Annotated in this window: 16 protein-coding genes; 12 read left to right on the top strand and 4 right to left on the bottom strand. The window is 42.0% G+C overall.

From position 1 onward, the window contains the following. Positions 1 to 34: 34 nt before the first annotated feature. The 3 genes from P2W71_RS04665 to mltG are packed head-to-tail and all read right to left on the bottom strand — an operon-like array spanning position 35 to position 2,482. On the bottom strand, positions 35 to 1,024 hold the full coding sequence (locus P2W71_RS04665) for a YihY/virulence factor BrkB family protein (protein ID WP_276367694.1): 990 nt from the start codon (positions 1,022 to 1,024) through the stop codon (positions 35 to 37). Then, positions 1,021 to 1,428 carry a thioesterase family protein gene (locus tag P2W71_RS04660; RefSeq protein ID WP_276367692.1) on the bottom strand — a complete coding sequence of 136 codons (408 nt, stop codon included), beginning with the start codon at positions 1,426 to 1,428 and terminating at the stop codon, positions 1,021 to 1,023. The genes P2W71_RS04665 and P2W71_RS04660 overlap by 4 nt, the downstream gene beginning before the upstream one ends. Positions 1,429 to 1,432: 4 nt before the next feature. Beyond that, positions 1,433 to 2,482, bottom strand: coding sequence for an endolytic transglycosylase MltG (gene mltG, locus P2W71_RS04655; protein ID WP_276367688.1), 1,050 nt, complete (start codon positions 2,480 to 2,482; stop codon positions 1,433 to 1,435). Positions 2,483 to 2,623: 141 nt separating this feature from the next. Between mltG and P2W71_RS04650 the strand changes: the two genes are divergently transcribed. From P2W71_RS04650 to P2W71_RS04595, 12 genes are all read left to right on the top strand, one after another. Continuing rightward, positions 2,624 to 3,253: an L-threonylcarbamoyladenylate synthase gene (locus tag P2W71_RS04650; RefSeq protein ID WP_276367685.1), complete on the top strand. Its 630-nt coding sequence runs from the start codon at positions 2,624 to 2,626 to the stop codon at positions 3,251 to 3,253. Between the two features lie 98 nt (positions 3,254 to 3,351). After that, the gene (gene nusB / locus P2W71_RS04645; protein ID WP_276367682.1) at positions 3,352 to 4,491 is read left to right on the top strand and encodes a transcription antitermination factor NusB; all 1,140 of its coding nucleotides are present in this window, start codon (positions 3,352 to 3,354) and stop codon (positions 4,489 to 4,491) included. 166 nt (positions 4,492 to 4,657) lie between these two features. Beyond that, a complete protein-coding gene (locus P2W71_RS04640; protein WP_276367680.1) occupies positions 4,658 to 4,966 on the top strand; it encodes a YtxH domain-containing protein in 309 nt (102 codons plus the stop codon). Positions 4,967 to 4,998: 32 nt separating this feature from the next. Continuing rightward, positions 4,999 to 5,550 (top strand): DUF1573 domain-containing protein, encoded by a 552-nt coding sequence (locus tag P2W71_RS04635; RefSeq protein ID WP_276367677.1) that lies wholly within the window; start codon positions 4,999 to 5,001, stop codon positions 5,548 to 5,550. Between the two features lie 98 nt (positions 5,551 to 5,648). Next, the gene (gene yajC, locus P2W71_RS04630) at positions 5,649 to 5,957 is read left to right on the top strand and encodes a preprotein translocase subunit YajC (RefSeq protein ID WP_276367674.1); all 309 of its coding nucleotides are present in this window, start codon (positions 5,649 to 5,651) and stop codon (positions 5,955 to 5,957) included. A 31-nt stretch (positions 5,958 to 5,988) separates the two neighbouring features. Beyond that, entirely contained in the window at positions 5,989 to 6,933 is a 945-nt protein-coding gene (locus P2W71_RS04625) for a hypothetical protein (RefSeq protein ID WP_276367672.1), read from the top strand. Positions 6,934 to 6,938: 5 nt separating this feature from the next. Beyond that, positions 6,939 to 7,544 carry a dephospho-CoA kinase gene (gene coaE / locus P2W71_RS04620; RefSeq protein WP_276367670.1) on the top strand — a complete coding sequence of 202 codons (606 nt, stop codon included), beginning with the start codon at positions 6,939 to 6,941 and terminating at the stop codon, positions 7,542 to 7,544. 106 nt (positions 7,545 to 7,650) lie between these two features. Continuing rightward, on the top strand, positions 7,651 to 8,661 hold the full coding sequence (locus P2W71_RS04615) for an efflux RND transporter periplasmic adaptor subunit (protein WP_276367667.1): 1,011 nt from the start codon (positions 7,651 to 7,653) through the stop codon (positions 8,659 to 8,661). Between the two features lie 21 nt (positions 8,662 to 8,682). Next, the gene (locus P2W71_RS04610) at positions 8,683 to 11,787 is read left to right on the top strand and encodes an efflux RND transporter permease subunit (protein WP_276367665.1); all 3,105 of its coding nucleotides are present in this window, start codon (positions 8,683 to 8,685) and stop codon (positions 11,785 to 11,787) included. Beyond that, complete coding sequence (locus tag P2W71_RS04605) at positions 11,777 to 13,090, top strand: TolC family protein (protein ID WP_276367663.1); 1,314 nt, start codon at positions 11,777 to 11,779, stop codon at positions 13,088 to 13,090. Before P2W71_RS04610 ends, P2W71_RS04605 begins: the two co-directional genes overlap by 11 nt. 58 nt (positions 13,091 to 13,148) lie before the next feature. Continuing rightward, the gene (locus tag P2W71_RS04600) at positions 13,149 to 13,964 is read left to right on the top strand and encodes a purine-nucleoside phosphorylase (protein ID WP_276367659.1); all 816 of its coding nucleotides are present in this window, start codon (positions 13,149 to 13,151) and stop codon (positions 13,962 to 13,964) included. A gap of 117 nt (positions 13,965 to 14,081) precedes the next feature. Further along, entirely contained in the window at positions 14,082 to 16,070 is a 1,989-nt protein-coding gene (locus tag P2W71_RS04595; protein ID WP_276367657.1) for a glycoside hydrolase family 97 protein, read from the top strand. Between the two features lie 20 nt (positions 16,071 to 16,090). On the opposite strand, the gene P2W71_RS04590 is transcribed toward P2W71_RS04595, so the two are convergent. Next, entirely contained in the window at positions 16,091 to 18,370 is a 2,280-nt protein-coding gene (locus P2W71_RS04590) for a transglycosylase domain-containing protein (protein WP_276367655.1), read from the bottom strand. Positions 18,371 to 18,770 lie beyond the last annotated feature (400 nt).

The raw sequence follows: 18,770 nt of genomic DNA, 5'->3' as shown, positions 1-18,770 counted from the left end.
GATTAGTCCAGCCAAACATAGTTTTAGAGCGCCCCTAATTTATTTTCTTCAATCGATGCATTCTTGTGTTCCATAGCGCTTCTTTCCGAATTGCATCATGGATACTCGCATTTACTTCGTATCCCACCAAGAGTACAATTGTTATTAACTGAATCCAAACCATGATGGCAATTAATACCCCAATGGAACCATACACTTTATTATAGGTTCCGAAGTTGGTTACATAAAAGGAAAACCCATACGATACGGCTAGACAAAGAAAAGTGGCCAGCAGCGAACCTACCGAAAAGAATCTCCAGTTGTAATGAATAGCGGGTCCAAAATAATAGATAAAGGAAATTGCCAGGAAAAAGGCAATGAAGATGGTGATGAAGCGGACGATGAACAAAAGAACGACTGTAAAATAACTCATATTAATCCAGCCTACGGTGGGAAGTTTAGCCATAAAGGCCTCCAGAATGAATTGTCCTACGACCAAGAGAATAATGGCCAGAAAAAGCACAAAAGTTAAATTAATGGTTAGTCCAGTTGCAATAAGTCGTGTTTTTAGACCACTCCGGTTTTCTATCGTTCGATAACAAGCATTGAATGCACGCATCAACGCCATCATTCCATTAGTCGAAAGGTAAATGGAGAAAAGAAAACCCAATGACAGCAAACCTCCGCGTTGGTTGCTTACAATATCTTGCACGGTGGAAGACACCACTTCAAACATGCTTGGCGGAATTTGTTGCCCAAGAAATTCCATGATGCTCTCTGTATTGATCTCGGGAAAAAACTGTGTGACGTATGGAATTAGCGTGAATAAAAAAATGATCGCAGGAAAGATGGCAAGAATAAAATTGAACGCTACGCTGTTGGCCCGATCACCTATGTCGTCATTGAGCAAATTGCGTAAGAAGATTTTTAAAATTTTATAAAGAGAAACGTTTTCATATTTTTTAAAGCGTACTTTTTTCAACCAGTTAATCACTACCCGGCCTGGATTCCATTGCAATATGAGTCGTTTGTATTTGTATTTCATTTAAAGAAAGGCTGTAGCACTGATTCCATGGTTTCGGGTGGTTTACAGGGTTTGGATGACTGTTTATCTACAAATACCAACAGTGTTTCACCAATATGAATCAGCTTATTCTCTTCGTTAAAAATTTCGTAATCAAACTTAATTCGAATACCTGGCTTTTCCCGAATAACACACACAATCCTAAGCAATTCGTCATAACGAGCCGGAGCAATATACTTCGACTTATTTTCTAAAACTGGCATGATGATGCCTTGTGCTTCAATCGACTTATAGGTTAATCCAAGTTGGCGCAGGCTTTCGACTCTGGCCACTTCATAATACATGGCATAGCACCCGTAGTACACATATCCCATTTGATCCGTTTCTCCATAGCGTACCCTTACCGTTGTTTCTGATCTGTACATTCGTTCAACGTTTTTTTAATGCGGCACCTTTCCGTTGTTCAATGGTAAGCGCTCTCTGATATCGAATTGCATTATTCATATGTTCTTTATAATCGCTGGTAAAATTGTGGCGACCTGAGAAATCTTCTTTCGCGCACATGTAGATATAATCACTTTGATAGTAATTTAACACGGCTTCGAGCGATGAAATCTCTGGCATGTTGATTGGCCCTGGTGGCAGCCCCGCGTACTTGTATGTGTTATATGGCGAGTCAATTTCTTTATGAACGTTTAAGATGCGTTTCAATGAAAAATCACCCACAGCGAAAACAAGCGTGGGGTCGGCCTGAAGAGGAATACCTTGTTTTAATCTGTTTAAGTAAAGTCCTGCAATAATGGGGGCCTCATCTTCCCGAACGGATTCTGCCTGAACTACAGAAGCTAATATTGAAACTTCCAGCGGTGTTAATCCCACTTTTTTTGCTTTTGCCTTCCGCTCGTCGTTCCAGAACTTGTCGTATTCACCGTACATCCTTTTTACAAGCGCCTCCGGTGAAATATTGTAATACACTTCGTACGTATTTGGAATGAACATCACCAGAATATTTTCTTTGTTTAACCCATAGGAATTTGACATGGCAAACTGAATTAAGGCTGCTTCAAATTCCTCCGGCGTCATACCCAAATTTCTTGTGATCTTCTCTGCCAATTCACGAATGAGCCGAACATTATTAAACGTAATCCGAACGGGCTCCTGAGCTCCGGATTTTAACAGTTGGATAGCCCGCAAGTTGCTCATATTCCGTTTCAACAAGTATCGGCCAGGTTTAACCTGTTTATCATAATTCATCAGCTTAGCCAGAAAGCTAAAGGAGATCAAATCCTGTGCATAATTACCTTCATGGATTTCCTGTTGCACATCTTTGAATGTATCGCCTTCTTTAATGATTAATAACCGGTCTTCACGGTCCACCAAGATGTTGGGGGTGTAAACGACTTGATAGGCGTAAAAGGTAAACGATATTCCTAAGACGGAGATGACAAGGAAGAAAATCAGACGCTTATTAAACTTCATATTCAGCACTTAGACTTCAAAAATAATAAAACATAGTTAGTTGACCGTAATCTTGTCAATCCAGCTTAAGGGATATCAATTTTTAGTATCCATAACAGTATCTTGCTGTTGTGGTTCATTTGATAACCGATCAACTTTAAAATGCCTGCTGAATTATTAAAAATCCATCCGTTAAATCCCGAAGGTAGAAAGATTCAACATGCGGTGAACGTACTCAAAGACGGCGGGATTATTATTTATCCCACCGATACGATTTATGGAATTGGTTGCGACCTTATGAATCGAAAATCCATAGAACGTCTTTGCCAGGTAATGAATATCAAACCGCAAAAGCTGGATCTTTCCTTTATATGCAACGACCTCAGCCATATTTCTGAATATGTAAAGCGTATTGATACGCCTGTTTTTAAGATTTTGAAAAAAGCGCTACCGGGACCGTATACCTTTATTCTTGAGTCCAGCAGCAGAGTGCCCAGAATACTTGACATCAACAAAAAAACCGTGGGCATCAGAATACCCGATCATGCCATTCCTCGTGCTATTGTCTCACTGCTTGGGAACCCGCTGATCACATCCTCTATTAAGGATGATGACATTATCAAAGCATACACCACAGATCCTGAAGAGATTTTTGAAGATTTCAAGCATTCAGTTGATTTGGTCATTGATGGCGGACCAGGTAACAACATTCCTTCCAGCGTAATTGATTGTACCGGCGGACAAATTGTCGTGATGCGAGAGGGTTTAGGCGATGTGCAGCAGTTCTTATAAAGCAAAACGCAAGAAATGTCATAAGTATCACGAGGTAACATTGTGAAACCTATTGGGATGTTCTATTTTTGTTCCCTATTATAAAGTAGTTCTTTATCATGCTTAACAGAAGAAGTCTCCGGATTAAAGTAATGCAAAGTTTATTCGCACTCCAGCAGTGCAGAGATGCTAATTACGAATTATGCCTGGAGAAGATAAATGAGATGCTTTCGCCGGATTTAAATTCGATGGAAGTTCAAAATAGAACACAACTAGCGTCGCAGAGAAAACAAGCGCTTCAGCTTTTTAAAGATGCCTTTGCAAACGATGAATCTTCTATTGATCATCAAGATCTGAGAATAAAAAAAGCAGTAAATGAATGTTTGATATTTTACCAGACGCAGTCTAAGAAAGACATGGCATTCTTTGCCAAAAATCTTGTAAGTGAAGTCGAGAAAATTTACGAACGTTATGTTGCAGTCCTTACGTTAGCGGTTGAATTTTTAGAATTAGCTGAAGCCGATAAAAAAGTTAGCCATAAAAATTTCGTCAACAATAAATGGATACAGGGTCTGCGAGACAGTGGTGATCTTAAGAAGGAAGTTAAGAAGCTGGGGAATCCGTGGGGTGATAAGATGGACCGTGTACGCGTTTGGTTCCGCGATGTGATCCGGCAGGAAACGGAGTACCTACACTACCTTGACAAAAAAAGCCCTTCATTGGAAGACCAAAAAAGATTTGCCAATCATCTTTTTAAAAAGATAATATTGGGCAAAACCGTTATCAATGAATATTTTGAGGAAGAGGTCCAGCGATGGGCCGAAGACAAGGAAATCGTTAAAGGGCTCGTTGAAAAAACGATTAAATCTTTTGACCCCAGCGGAACCGGTAGTCTTACCTTGCACACCCTATCGGTAAATTGGGACGATGATAAGGATTTTATAGAGAAGCTTTATAGCCGGGGTTCGCAGCTGGAGGCAAAATATAAGGCATTAATAGCAAACAATACCCGGAATTGGGAAGTGGATCGTTTGCCTTTAACAGACCGCATCATTTTAGAAATGGCCATTGCGGAATTGATTCTCTTTCCCAATATACCCGTGAAGGTTTCCATCAATGAATATATTGAACTGGCCAAAAACTATAGCACACCAAAAAGCCGCCAGTTTATAAATGGTATTTTGGACGTTATTTCTAAAGAACTAAAAACCACCGGTGATGTGAAAAAGAGCGGTCGCGGTTTGATCGATAACAAATGATAATACGAAGAAGCGAGATTTTTTGTCTTTGCATCGGAATCATATGTTGGTCATCCCCCGATAACGCGATGTAAAAGTGTAGAATGCCCTCCTTCCTTACATGATTTGTTAAAAATTGTTAAAATTTTGAATTTGCATTCAGACTGTAATTAATTTTAAAAAGTTTATGAGCAAAAAAAGCGGAAATGCGATGATGGCGTTCCTTTTCGGAGCAGCTGCGGGAGCAATACTTGGAATTTTATATGCGCCTGATAAGGGTACCAACACACGCGAGAAATTATCCTACCAATTGGATAAGTATCGCAAGATGTTGGAAAACTTGATCGACGATTTCGTTTCAGGCCGAGAAACCCCTCTTACCAGTGAGGCAAAGTCACAAGGTCAAAAGGTAGTAGATGAGGCAAAGAATAAAGCTGAACGATTACTGGAAGATGTTGATGAGCTATTGGAACAGATTCGCGGCAAAAAGGGTTAGGATACTGAACTTGAACCTATAAAGGAATAAATATGACAAAAAACGTTTTGAAATCTTTTGTATTTTTTAGCCTGCTGATCCTATTGGCAACGGCATGCAAAGATCGTGATGCTGAGAAGAAAATTGCGCAGCTTGAAAGTCGCCTGGCAGAATTGGAAGGGAAGAAAACACCTGAGTTAACATCTGCTACCGCTACACCTGCGGCACCTGCTCCTGAAGCGAAACCTGAAGGTCCGACTCCTGTAATGGAATTTTCCACAATGGAACATGATTTCGGAACCATCAATGAAGGGGAAGTGGTAGAGCATACTTATTCCTTTAAAAACACAGGTGAGGCTCCGTTAATAATTCAAAATGCTCAGGGATCATGTGGCTGTACGGTTCCTGATTGGAGCAAAGATCCTATTCCGGTAGGTGGAACTGGTTTTGTGAAAGCAAAATTCGATTCGAACGGAAAGCCTAATGTTCAGAACAAAACAGTAACCGTAACTGCCAATACCTGGCCAAAGCAAACTGTATTGCGATTTAAAGCAATGGTATTGCCCAAGGCTTCAACATCAACAGAAGGTCCAGTAAAGAAATAGATCCTCAATTTTTCACCCAAACATCCCAATCCACCGAAAGGTAGATTGGGATGTTTGTTTTAATTGAGATAACTTTGACCTCTTAAAAATCAAAATCTATGTACGGCATTCTGCTACAAGCCCAACAACAATCCAACCCCATATTTCAATATGTAATTTTCGGTGGGATTATACTGGTGTTTTATTTCTTCATGATCCGCCCCCAGCAAAAAAAGGCTAAAGATCAAAAGAAGTTTATCGAGGAGGTTAAGAAAGGTGACTATGTTATTACCATTGGCGGTGCACATGGTTATGTGGCCGAACTTGATGGCGATACATTTATTCTTGAAGTGGAAAAAGGCGGAAGAATTCGTTTTAATAAATCCGCGATTTCGCTGGATGCCACCAAAGCAGCTAACAAGAAATAAAGATTGACTTAACCTAGCGTCTAAGTATGTAATGAGTTTCATTCAATCCATATTCAACCTGCTTAGATTTCACAGAAGAAATTGGAAGGCCGTAGCACTTTGCATTTTTGCTGCTACGGTCTTTTGGTTTTTTAATGCCCTTAATAAAAGCTATACTACAAACATCAATCTACCTCTGGTATTCGATTACGACCAGGAGAACTACATTGCCGTAAGACCATTGCCGGAAGCGGTGCGCTTTAATGTAACCGGAGTAGGCTGGAACCTGTTTCGGCGAAGTGCCGGTTTGAAAATACCACCCCTGGTGGTACCGCTGCCGCAGCCCAGTGAAGTCAAGAAAATTGTGGGCAGTACCTTGCCCGCGTTGGTGTTAAATCAGCCTGAGGGTTTTGCCATAAACTTTGTCCTCACCGACACCTTGCACGTAGCCATCGAACCTAAATCCAGTAAATGGATAACGTTGCAAATCGATACTCCTACGTTGCTTTTTAAGGGTGGTTATGGGTTGATAAGTGAGGTTCAAATCTCCCCGGATTCTGTCTTCATTGAAGGTCCGGTAAAATTGATCAACAGCTTACCCGCCAAAGTCGATTTAAAGCTCGACGCCCGAAACATTGACGAAGATTTTTCCGATGACGTTGAAGTAAAGTTTTTGAATGATGAGCTTATCAAGCGAAATCCCCCTACCGTATCCGTTAGTTTTCGGGTGGATCGATACATTGAAGTTGAAGATTCTGTTAAACTTGAAATCATTAATCCTCCGAAGAACGCATGGACTGTCATTGGAGAAAAAAAGCTCGCATTCACGGCAGCTGTACCCCAGTCATTTCAGAAATCCTTTTCTGTCGATTCTTTGCGGGCGTTGGTCGATTTAAAAAATATAACCAAGGGTGAGAAAAAAATATTACCGAAAATTGAAGGTCTTCCTCCATACTCTCGCGTTGTTAAATTGGATTCTATCTCTGTAAAATTTTAAATCGATTGAAACCTCCAATTCAAGTTGGTATTACCGGTGGCATAGGTTCGGGTAAGAGTTTGGTATGTAAAATCTTTCAATGTCTGGGCGTGCCTGTGTATGATGCAGACCGCCATGCGAAAGAACTAATGACCACCGATGGAATACTCGTATCAGAGATCAAGAAAGAATTCGGAGTATTGTCTTATAATGAAGATGGAAGCCTAAATCGGTCGTATCTTGCTGGTACAGTTTTTAATGATTCAGCGCGACTTAAAACATTAAATAGTTTAGTTCATCCTCGAGTAGGTTTAAACTACCAACAATGGGTGGCGCATCAGGTTAATCATCCTTATGTATTAAAAGAGGCGGCCTTGCTTTTTGAATCGGGCTCGCATCAATTGCTGGATAAGGTTATCGTTGTTCACGCACCTGAATCGCTACGCGTACAACGAGTACTTAAGCGAGACCATCATCGTACTGCAGATCAGATACTGGCAATCATTAAAAATCAAATGCCTGAGGAAGTGAAATTGAAACGAGCTGATTTTATGATTCAAAACGACGAGACAATACTTTTAATCCCCCAGGTGATCGCATTGCACCAACACTTTATTTCAATGCATTCGTAAGACCGCAGAACCGGATTAACAGTAAGCTTGTTACTAAAACGTCTAGGAATTTCATATGTACATAACACTTCGATTTGTAGGGACATTCGCGATAACATTACTATTGATGACGTCTTGTAACGATAAGAAACCTCAACGGCCGGCTGGTGGTGGAGGCAGAGCTTCTGGACCGATTGCTGTGGATGGTTTTGTGGTATCCGAAAGGTCCATCAGTGAAAACATTGAAGTACCGGGGTCATTGCTTCCGTTTGAAGAAACTGCAATTCGCTCGGAAGTCGGTGGCCGGATTGTGCAGCTAAATATTGTTGAAGGATCTGTCATCAACAAAGGTACTTTGCTGGTAAAATTGTTCGACGAGGATTTGCAAGCACAGCTACGCAAGCTCGAGGTTCAATTAAAGATTAAGGAGAAGTCTGAAGAACGGAGTGGTGAGCTGTTAAAGATTCAAGGTATTAGTCAGCAGGATTATGATTTAAGCGCGTTGGATGTAGAGAACCTTCGTGCCGATATTGAGTCAACAAAAATTGCAATTTCTAAAACTGAAATCCGGGCACCCTATACGGGCCGTGCAGGCTTACGAAATGTAAGTCTAGGCGCATACATAGCTCCCAACGATATCATCACGGTAATCCGCCAGGTCGATAAACTAAAACTAGAATTCTCCATTCCTGAAAAATATGCCAAGGAAATTTCCACAGGCTATACAGTAAGCTTCCAGGTAGACGGTGGAAAGAGTTACCATAAAGCAAAGGTTATTGCCACTGAAAACAGCGTCGATCAAAACACCCGTACGCTTAAAGTGCGTGCCCTGGTAGACGAAAAACATCCGGAGCTAATACCAGGCGTTTTTGCCAAAGTGAATTTGGAATTGGGTAAAAATACCAATGCATTGATGGTGCCTACCCAGTCCGTTATCCCTACCGCCAGAAATAAACAAGTTATCGTTATTCGCGGGGATAGCGCAGTTTATGCAGTGGTAGAAACAGGCGTGCGTGATTCCGCTTTTGTTCACGTTACAAGCGGAGTAAAAGTTGGTGATACTGTTGTCACCACAGGGCTAATGGCCATACGGCCAGATTCAAAAATAAAAATTGCACGCGTCACTAATAAAAAGTGATCGGGCTAAACAACTAGGGTTATGAATATTTCAGAATTAAGCTTGAGGCGACCCATTCTAGCATTTGTGATGAACATTCTCATTGTGTTGTTCGGGATTATTGGTTTTAATTTTTTGGGTATCAGAGATTACCCGGCAATAGATCCGCCGAATGTGAATGTTAGAACTTCTTATTCCGGGGCTAATTCCGACATCATAGAATCACAAATTACGGAACCCCTTGAAAAATCGATCAATGGAATCGCTGGAATAAAAAATATCACTTCGTCTTCAAGTGTAGGGATCAGCAATATCAATATCGAATTTGAATTAGGTGTCGACCTTGAAACGGCAGCGAACGATGTACGGGATAAAGTTTCTCAGGCGGTTAGACAATTACCTCAGGATCTCACTACGCCGCCGGTCGTATCAAAAGCAGACGCAAACGCTGACGCTATACTTTCTATGACTGTAAGAAGTAATTCGCGTAATGCATTGCAACTGACTGAATATGCAACAAACACTTTGGTTGAGCGATTACAAACCATCCCTGGCGTGAGCAGCATTCAAATTTGGGGTGAGAAAAGGTATGCCATGCGAATCTGGCTTGACCCGACTAAACTGAGTGCTTACAGCCTTACACCGTTAGATGTTCAAGCTGCCCTAAATAAGGAAAACGTTGAGCTGCCGTCTGGAAAGATTGCGGGCAACAACACGGAATTAACCGTGCGGACTTTTGGACGGCTCTATACAGAAGAGGATTTCGAAAATGTAATTATCAAATCGGGTCCGCAAGGAGAAATCAGGCTGAAAAATATAGGCGAAGCTGTGCTTGGCCCGGAGAACGAGGAGTCGCAAGGTCGCGAAAGTAATGTGACGATGGTTGGATTGGCCATCGTTCCGTTACCAGGTGCAAATTATGTGGAGATATCGGATGAATTTTATAAACGCCTGGAACAAATTGAAAAAGATGTGCCGGCTGATATTAGTCTTAAAGTAGCAATGGATCAGACGGAGTTCATCAAGCGGGCTATTACCGAAGTGGAAGAAACGCTCTTGATCTCCATCATTCTTGTTGTGCTGATCATCTATCTTTTCTTCCGTGATTTTATCATTGCCATTCGCCCGCTCATTGATATTCCAGTTTCTCTTATAGCCACCTTCTTTATCATGTATTTGTGTGGCTTCTCCATTAACGTGCTCACCATGCTTGGAATTGTTTTGGCCACGGGTCTTGTGGTGGACGACGGAATTGTAGTGACCGAAAATATTTATAAAAAGCTCGAATCCGGGATGAATAAATATCAGGCAGCAAAAGAAGGTTCTGAAGAAATCTTCTTCGCCGTTATATCGACGTCCATTACCCTGGCCGTTGTTTTTCTCCCGATTCTTTTTCTGGAGGGATTTGTAGGACGGTTGTTCCGCGAATTTGGAATTGTGGTGGCGGGTGCTGTACTCGTATCTTGTTTTGTTTCGTTAACATTAACACCGGTATTGAGTGTTAAGTTGACAAGAAGCAAACACAAGCACTCCTGGTTTTATCATAAAACGGAACCTTTCTTCAATGCCATGGAAAATGGCTATCGCAGATGGCTGGGAGCTTTCATGGGCGTACGGTGGATATCATTTATTATTATCGCACTATGCATTGCTTCTGCATATTTCGTGGGCACCAATCTTCAGTCGGAATTAGCTCCGATGGAAGATCGAAATCAGTTCCGCCTACAACTTACTGCTGTGGAGGGAACTTCTTTTGATTACATGGACCAGTTTGTACAAAAGATGGTTCAATTTGTACAAGATTCTATTCCTGAATATGAAACAGCACTTTCCGTTACGGCTCCTGGTTTTTCGGGCGCTGGTGCTGTGAACATGGGCTTTGTGCGGGTGACCCTTAGCGACCCAAGTCAGCGAGCGCGATCGCAGCAGGAAATTGTAGATATGGTGAGTCGGAACTTAAACCGTTTTCCAGAGGGAAGAGCGTTCGTTATTCAAGAACAAACTATTGCGGTTAACCGCCGTGGAGGCCAGCCCGTTCAGTTCGTAATTCAACATAATGATTTTGAAAAATTAAAAGCAGTGCTGCCAAAGTTTTTAGAGGCGGCTAACCAAAGCCCGGTGCTTCAAGGCGTTGATATGGATTTAAAATTCAACAAGCCTGAGTTGCGTGTTCAAATCAACCGGCTGAAAGCTGCACAGCTGGGGGTAAGTGTTCAGGACATAGCCCAAACGTTACAGCTTGCCTATAGTAACCTTCGTTTTGGATTCTTTACAAAGGAGGGTAAGCAATACCAGGTGATGGGTCAGGTAACGCGGGTTGACCGTGATGATCCTGATGATTTGAAAAACTTGTACGTAAGAACAGTATCCGGTCAGTTGATTTCACTTGACAATGTCGTTTCTGTTGAGGAGTCAACAACGCCGCCTTCCCTGTATCACTTTAATCGCTATAAATCTGCGACAATTTCAGCGGGGCTTGCGCCTGGCAAAACCGTAGGGGACGGTATTAAGGTGATGGACGAAATCAAGGCCCAGGTATTGGATGATACTTTTACAACCTCTTTAACGGGTACGTCACGTGATCTTTCCGAAAGTTCCAGCAATACCACTTTTGCTTTTTTACTTGCGCTCATTCTTATTTATTTGATTTTGGCTGCGCAGTTTGAAAGTTTCGTTGATCCGCTGACCATTATGTTCACAGTTCCGCTTGCCATTGCCGGTGCTATCCTTGCCTTGGCCATATTTGGCCAAACGATCAATATTTTTTCGCAGATCGGTATGATCATGCTGATTGGACTGGTAACTAAAAATGGAATTCTGATTGTGGAATTTGCCAATCAAAAACGGGAGGAGGGGTTATCTAAAGTTGAAGCTGTATTAGAAGCTTCCCAACTCCGCCTGCGCCCTATATTGATGACGAGCTTAGCCATGGCGTTAGGATCCTTGCCTTTAGCCTTGTCAATTGGCGCAGCTTCGACAAGTCGCCAGCCGCTGGGAATTGTAATTGTGGGAGGAATTATGTTTTCGTTAGTGCTTACTTTATTTGTTATCCCGGCGATGTATTCATATTTATCAAGGCAACCTAAACATGTATCATTTGATCAGGAAATAATTCAGCCTAATAAGGAATTGGTTTATGATGCATAGAGTCTTATTGCTTGCTTTCGTTTTTGCTTTTCACCATTCGTTTTCTCAGGAAGAAATACCGCTTGAACAGATCATTGCCTTAGCGCTTGAAAAAAATTATGATGTTCAATTATCCAAAAACGTTTCAGAAGCTGCGGCAACAGATAATAAATATGCATTTGGTGCCTTTCTTCCTCAAATAAACGCGGTTGGTACGACTGTATGGAACAGTAATGACCAGGAATTAAGATTTGCGGATGAGTCCAGAAATATTACCGGAAAAGCTGAAGCTAATAACACCAACGCGTCTGCACAACTTACCTGGACACTGTTTGATGGAACAAGAATGTTTGCAACCAGGGAACGCATCGCAGCAATTGCAGAGCAAGGTGAGTTGTTGGTAAAAGACCAAATGGTAAATACAATTGCCTCTGTAGCCTCTAACTATTTTGATATTATTCGACAAAAACAACAGCTTAAGGCAATCCAGGAACAAATGTCGGTTAGCGAAGAACGGGTTAAACTTGCTGAAAGAAAATTACAGGTTGGGATGGGCGCTAAACCTGAATTGCTTCAAGCCAAGGTTGACTATAATGCTCAACGTACGCAAGCCATACAACAACAAGTATTGATCCTCCAACTTAAAGATCAGCTGAATGCGTTGGTAGGATTGCAGTTACCCACGCAGTATGAAGTTTCTGATACTATTATCATGAACCTCAATCTCCGCCAGGAAGAACTTTCCAGCAACCTTGAAAACACAAATTTTGGATTACAGGCTGCAAGAAGTGAAATAAGAATCTCAAGTCTCTCCAGTAGAGAACGTAAAGCGGAGTTATTACCCTTTATCGATTTTAACACTTCTTACAATTTTCAGCGAACAGATAATACCAGACTGCTTAATCCATTCTCTCCCGTGTATAATCAAAGTGAGGGTTACAACTACGGATTTTCCGTGAACTTCCCGATTCTAACCGGCTTTAATCAACGACGCCTGATCCAACAAGCAAAACTCAATATTAGTCGGCAAAGAATAACTTATGACCAACTAAAAACAAATGTGAATGTTGGATTACAAAATGCATTTGTGAGCTACGACAATGCAAAAAAAATATTACTGATTGAAGAAGAGAATATTTTTCTGGCGAAGGAAAACGTTTCCATTGCTTTGGAAACTTACAAGCGCGGTGCCACTACTTTTGTTGAGCTGCGTACAGCACAGCAGAGCTTAGCGGAGGCATATACCCGTCTTATCAATGCGCGTTATCTTGCCAAAGTCGCTGAAATAGAATTGCTCCGTTTAAGTGGTAGTTTATTGAGATAACTGATCTTAATTATAATTGCAAGATTACTACGGTACTGTACAACGGTTATATTGCGTTATGATTAAGCAAATTAAAGAAGCAGCTGATTACATTTTAAATCTCGGCGTTAAACTCCCTGAAATAGGCGTAATTTTAGGGACAGGACTTGGTAATGGATTTATCCAACATGTTAAAGATCCTGTGATTGTCGACTATAAAGACATTCCTCATTTTCCGGACTCGACGGTTGAATTTCACAAGGGGAAACTGGTGTATGGTGAGATTGGCGGGAGAAAGATACTGGCCATGCAAGGCCGCTATCATTATTACGAAGGATATTCCATGCAGCAAATCACATTGCCTGTTCGGGTGATGAAAGCACTGGGAGTAAAAAATCTCCTCATTTCCAATGCGGCTGGAAACATGAATTTAAAATGGAAGAAAGGTGAGCTGATGCTGATCGATGATCATATTAATCTGCAGCCAGACAATCCGTTGCGCGGTGAAAATTACCATGAACTCGGCCCCCGTTTTCCAGACATGAGTCAACCCTACTCAAAAATCCTTAATGAAAAGTTAGTAAGCATTGCCAGGCAAAAAGACATCAAACTTAATGTTGGTGTATATGCATGCGTGTCTGGGCCAAACTTGGAAACCCGTGCTGAGTACCGTTATCTTCAAAGAATTGGCGCCGATGTTGTTGGTATGAGTACCGTACCGGAAGTTATCGTAGCCAATCATGCGGGGCTGCCGTGTTGTGCTATTTCGGTTCTAACTGATGATTGCGATCCCGACAACCTACAGCCTGCTAACATTGAAGAAATAATTGCAGTCGCTGGCAAAGCCGAAAATTCTCTGACCGATCTTTATATCGGCCTGATCAAATCGCTGTAGTGTAGGATTAAATTTATCCATGGATTAATTCGCAAATAAGCCCTAGCGTTATATTGATTGAGTCTTTTAATTTGTCTGTGACGGGATTACCGGACAACCAACCATAAAATAATCAACATGAAGAACCTTGTTGTTAGTCTCACAATGATTTTCCTGTGTACAATTTCTATTTACGCGCAAAATGGAAGAATATTGCAGGTTGCGTCACCCGATGGTGCAATTGTTGTGAAAGTCGAAGCGGGTAGCCAGTTAACGTGGTCAGTTACACACAAAGGGGAACAAATCATTACGCCTTCTGCGATAGCCCTTCAGTTGCAAAGTGGAGAAGTGCTGGGTGCAGACCCAAAAATTTCTTCCTCTAAAATGGAAAAAGTTAAAAGAACAATTAATGCCATTAACTATAAAAAAAATGTTATTCCCGACGAGTACAATCAGTTGACGGTCCGCTTAAAAGGTGATTATGGATTACTTGTCCGGGCTTATAATGATGGTGTTGCTTACAGATTATTTACGTCGAAAAAGGAAGACCTGACAGTTAAGAATGAGGTGGTCAACTTCAACTTTACGGAGGATCACAAAGCTTTTATCCCTTTTGTCAAAGACTTGCGAGGGACGGAGATCTACGTCAATTCGTTTGAGTCACTTTACAAGGAAACTAACATCTCAAAATTCAATAATGACACCCTTGCATTCTTACCACTGCTTGTCGATATAGGCGATGGGAAGAAAGCGTTGATCCTTGAAGCGGACCTGGAGGATTATCCAGGCATGTTCATTAATGTAAATCAAGAGACACGGCAGGGCCTGGTTGGCGAGTTTGCACCTTTTCCGTTGGAAGAAAAGCAAGGTGGTTTTAATATGATGAACCTTATGGTAACTAAACGCGCAGATTACATTGCAAAAACCAAGGGTACCCGAAGCTTTCCATGGCGCGCCGTTGTGATCAGCGAGCAAGACAGGGAATTACTGGATAACGATATTGTGCAAAAACTTGCATCTCCTCCACGCATTGCTGATGTATCATGGATTAAGCCCGGAAAAGTCGCTTGGGACTGGTGGAACAACTGGAATATTTCCCACGTGGATTTTAAGGCCGGTATAAACACGGCTACTTATAAGTACTATATAGATTTCGCTGCTGCAAACAAGTTGGAATATATTGTAATGGACGAAGGTTGGTCCGTTAGTACGGATATGACAAAAGTATCACCGACGATTGACATGGAGGAGATCGTTACCTACGGAAAGGAAAAAGGTGTTGGTGTTATTCTTTGGGCTACTTGGTATGCACTTACTCAACAAATTGACGACGTATTTGAGAAGTATTCGAAAATGGGGGTAAAAGGATTTAAGATCGACTTTCTGGACCGTGACGATCAGAAGATGGTCGCATCAACCTATGAAATTGCGGAGAAAGCAGCCAGGCATAAATTAATGATCGATTTGCATGGCATGTATAAACCGACAGGCCTTCAACGCACCTATCCCAACGTTATAGGATTTGAAGGAGTGAAGGGAATGGAAAACACAAAATGGGCGAGAGATGATGTTCCGAGGTATGATGTAACCATACCTTTTATCCGGATGGTTGCCGGGCCGATGGACTATACGCCCGGGGCTATGAGAAATGCAAACAAAACGAACTTCCGGCCAATCCATGCCTCCCCTATGAGTCAGGGTACGCGCTGCCACCAGCTGGCCATGTATGTTATCTTTGAGGAACCGTTGAAAATGCTTTCAGACAATCCGACGATTTACATGAAGGAGCAAGAAAGCACTGATTTTATTGCCAAGTTTCCAACCGTTTATGATGAAACGGTAGCATTGGATGGCAAGGTCGGGGAGTATGTTGCGCTTGCGAGGAGAAAGGCGGATACCTGGTACGTTGGTGCCATGACCAACTGGAACGCGCGTGAGCTGACATTAGATTTTTCTTTCCTCCCTAAAGGAACATACGAAGCAGAAATATTTAAGGATGGAGTCAATGCTGACCGGGAAGCGACGGACTACAAAAGAGAAGTGATTAAAATCAGCGCCGGAAATAAAATTAAAATACAGCTGGCATCAGGGGGCGGATGGGCTGGAATTTTAAGGCGATTGAATTAAGATTTCCAAGTCAACCTGAGCTAGTTGTTCGGTTCGAAAGGGGATGGGTCTTCTGTTGTATCAAACTCACTGCAGTCAATTGTCATGTTTAATTCTGCTGGTCTTTTGAATGCACCTTTTTTATATTCAAGGTTTCGATCCGCATATACCTTCAGCATATATTTTTCCCAAATGGGACGGGCTGTTCGTCCACCTTGGCCTAAAGCCCATTCGCGATAGTGGATACTGCGTTCATCGCCTCCCACCCATGCCCCAGCTACTAAGTTATGGGTGATGCCAATGTACCAGCCGTCGGACGCATTATTCGTAGTTCCGGTTTTTGCGCCAATTTCATTGTCGATGATTAGATCTTCATCCAGTGTTTGTGAATTTCCGCCTTCTTCTTCTACACCGCCCATCAGCATATAAATCATTTTAAAAGCTGTTGCCTCATTGATGGCTTGCTTTTTCTCTGGAATAAAGCTTTCGATCACATTGCCATTTTTATCTTCAATACGTGTAATGAAAAACGGCTCTGTGTAGATACCTAAGTTAACAAAGGTACTGTAAGCGCCGATAAGTTCATACAAGGATACATCACTTACACCCAGACACAACGCTGGGACTGGATCAATCGGACTTTTGATACCTGCTCTTCGCGCGAAATCCACTACGTTCTCTGCGCCAACACGTTGCAGCACTTGCGCCGTAATGGAATTTTTAGACAGCGCTAATGCTTGCCGTAAAGTTAGTGAAGCACCGGTACCACGATCGCCGGCGGCATTAGCAGGCGTCCATGTTGCTCCACCTGCAAGATTAAACGTAGGTGAAATATCTTGAAGCCGGAAGCATGGATTGTATCCCGCTTCTATTGCTGTTCCATAAACAAATGCTTTGAAGGTCGAACCAGGTTGTCGGGTACCTTGTCGTACATGATCATACTTAAAATATTTATGATTGATTCCTCCAACCCATGCTTTTACTGCGCCGGTGTGTGGATCCATTGACATAAAGCCAGCCTGCAGGAAGCGCTTATAATAATTCAAAGAATCCATTGAGCTGAACAATGTGTCGCGATCACCGTTCCAGGTAAAAACAGTCATGGGTTTTTTCATGCGAAGCATGATGTTAATTGAGTCGGTATTTTCGCCATACCGCTTTACCAGATTTCTGTAAGCGTTTGTTTGTTTAATTCGTGATTCAAGAAAACCCGGCAGCTCGTTACGATTTTCGTCAATCCAAGGATTTCTTCCTTTCCAATGTGCATCAAATGTTTTTTGCTGTAGTTTCATGCTTTCGTTCATTGCTTCCACAGCATATCGCTGCATCCGGCTATTGATGGTAGTGTAAATTTTTAGTCCGGATTCATTCAGGTTGTAACCATGTTTTTTGCACCAGGTCATTAGATCCTTTTCAATTGCTGCACGGAAATAAGTGGCAACTCCTGCATTTTGGTTTTGCACAGAATAGTTTAACTCGATCGGAAGTTGTATGAGCGAATCGTAAGTGGATGCTTTTATATAGCCATGCTCAAATACTTTTGCCAGCACCTGGTTTCTTTTCTTTAACGAATTCTGGGGCCGAAACTTCGGGTGAAATAGGGAGGGATTCTGAAGCATGCCAACAAGCACGGCAGACTCTTGCAGATTTAAATTTTTCGGATGTTTTTTAAAATACGTTTCGGCTGCAACCTTTATCCCATACGCATTGCTACTCCAGGTGGTTGTATTGAGATACATGGTTATAATTTCTTCTTTTGTAAAATTTCTTTCCAGGTGAACCGAGATGATCCATTCTTTGGTCTTCTGGATAATTCTTCTTGGCAGTTCTCCAAGTTTCGCAAGGCTGCCGTCCAACTCCGGATCTTGCGTATAGAGATTCTTTGCCAACTGCTGCGTAAGCGTACTGCCGCCGCCGGTGGTTGAAGAGCTAAAGGTAAGAACACCATAGATGGCGCGCAGGTAGGCTTGAAAATCCAAACCTGAGTGATCATAAAATCTGTGGTCTTCAGAATAAAGTAAAGTCCTGACCAAGTCCGGTGACAACTGCGCGTATGTAACCTGGCTTCTATTGTAAAGGAAATATCTACCCAGGGAGACGCCGTCCTCAGAGATTAATTCGGACGACAAATCATTTTCAGGATTTGAAATTGCTTTCAGGCTTGGCATTCCCCCGAACAATCCGAACAAATCGATGCGGACGGAATAGACATACAGTGGCAAGCCGATAATAAGACAAAAGAAGAAAATCCAGATTGCTTTTATTGCTTTTGGAAACCAAGGGCGACGAAGCAGCAATGTTCTCTTAATTTTCCGGAGCATGAATCTTGATGCGACAAAAATTTATAGCCATAACGTCGATGTAGAGGCATTAGTTACCGCTTGAAGTTAATGGATTAAAACGCCTGACGCAATCGAACTAGGCGACAGAAAGTGGGATTCGCAGAAGTAGATTGGCTTTCGGCTTGGTACTGGTTGGACTATATAACTGAACCGGATGGTGTCTAGTTTAGCCTCTGAATAGAACGACTTTTTTTGAGGACTGACATTATGACCGCACCGTACAAAAACCTGACTCTAGCTTCGCCTTAACTCCGCCCTAGCTCCGCTGTCAGTATACTTGAAAATACTAACCCTAAAGTGAACCGATAGGGGCTGATAAATGGCCTCGCTCGGATACCTTGATTGGTGGGGTTTTATTAATCTAATAATGCATGATAGT

This window comes from Chryseolinea sp. H1M3-3 (genome assembly GCF_029360725.1).
Taxonomy (GTDB): Bacteria; Bacteroidota; Bacteroidia; order Cytophagales; family Cyclobacteriaceae; genus Chryseolinea.
The sequence above is the reverse complement of the archived record's forward strand: the minus strand, read 5'-3'. Positions and strand labels throughout refer to the sequence as shown.

Excerpts from the sequence above, each read along its gene's own strand:
- P2W71_RS04605 (WP_276367663.1), top strand. The coding sequence starts at position 11,777 with ATGATGCATAGAGTCTTATTGCTTGCTTTCGTTTTTGCTTTTCACCAT.
- P2W71_RS04595 (WP_276367657.1), top strand. The coding sequence starts at position 14,082 with ATGAAGAACCTTGTTGTTAGTCTCACAATGATTTTCCTGTGTACAATT.
- P2W71_RS04600 (WP_276367659.1), top strand. The coding sequence starts at position 13,149 with ATGATTAAGCAAATTAAAGAAGCAGCTGATTACATTTTAAATCTCGGC.
- P2W71_RS04650 (WP_276367685.1), top strand. The coding sequence starts at position 2,624 with ATGCCTGCTGAATTATTAAAAATCCATCCGTTAAATCCCGAAGGTAGA.
- P2W71_RS04625 (WP_276367672.1), top strand. The coding sequence starts at position 5,989 with ATGAGTTTCATTCAATCCATATTCAACCTGCTTAGATTTCACAGAAGA.
- yajC (WP_276367674.1), top strand. The coding sequence starts at position 5,649 with ATGTACGGCATTCTGCTACAAGCCCAACAACAATCCAACCCCATATTT.
- P2W71_RS04635 (WP_276367677.1), top strand. The coding sequence starts at position 4,999 with ATGACAAAAAACGTTTTGAAATCTTTTGTATTTTTTAGCCTGCTGATC.
- P2W71_RS04615 (WP_276367667.1), top strand. The coding sequence starts at position 7,651 with ATGACGTCTTGTAACGATAAGAAACCTCAACGGCCGGCTGGTGGTGGA.
- P2W71_RS04590 (WP_276367655.1), bottom strand. The coding sequence starts at position 18,370 with ATGCTCCGGAAAATTAAGAGAACATTGCTGCTTCGTCGCCCTTGGTTT.
- mltG (WP_276367688.1), bottom strand. The coding sequence starts at position 2,482 with ATGAAGTTTAATAAGCGTCTGATTTTCTTCCTTGTCATCTCCGTCTTA.
- P2W71_RS04640 (WP_276367680.1), top strand. The coding sequence starts at position 4,658 with ATGAGCAAAAAAAGCGGAAATGCGATGATGGCGTTCCTTTTCGGAGCA.
- P2W71_RS04610 (WP_276367665.1), top strand. The coding sequence starts at position 8,683 with ATGAATATTTCAGAATTAAGCTTGAGGCGACCCATTCTAGCATTTGTG.
- P2W71_RS04660 (WP_276367692.1), bottom strand. The coding sequence starts at position 1,428 with ATGTACAGATCAGAAACAACGGTAAGGGTACGCTATGGAGAAACGGAT.
- nusB (WP_276367682.1), top strand. The coding sequence starts at position 3,352 with ATGCTTAACAGAAGAAGTCTCCGGATTAAAGTAATGCAAAGTTTATTC.
- P2W71_RS04665 (WP_276367694.1), bottom strand. The coding sequence starts at position 1,024 with ATGAAATACAAATACAAACGACTCATATTGCAATGGAATCCAGGCCGG.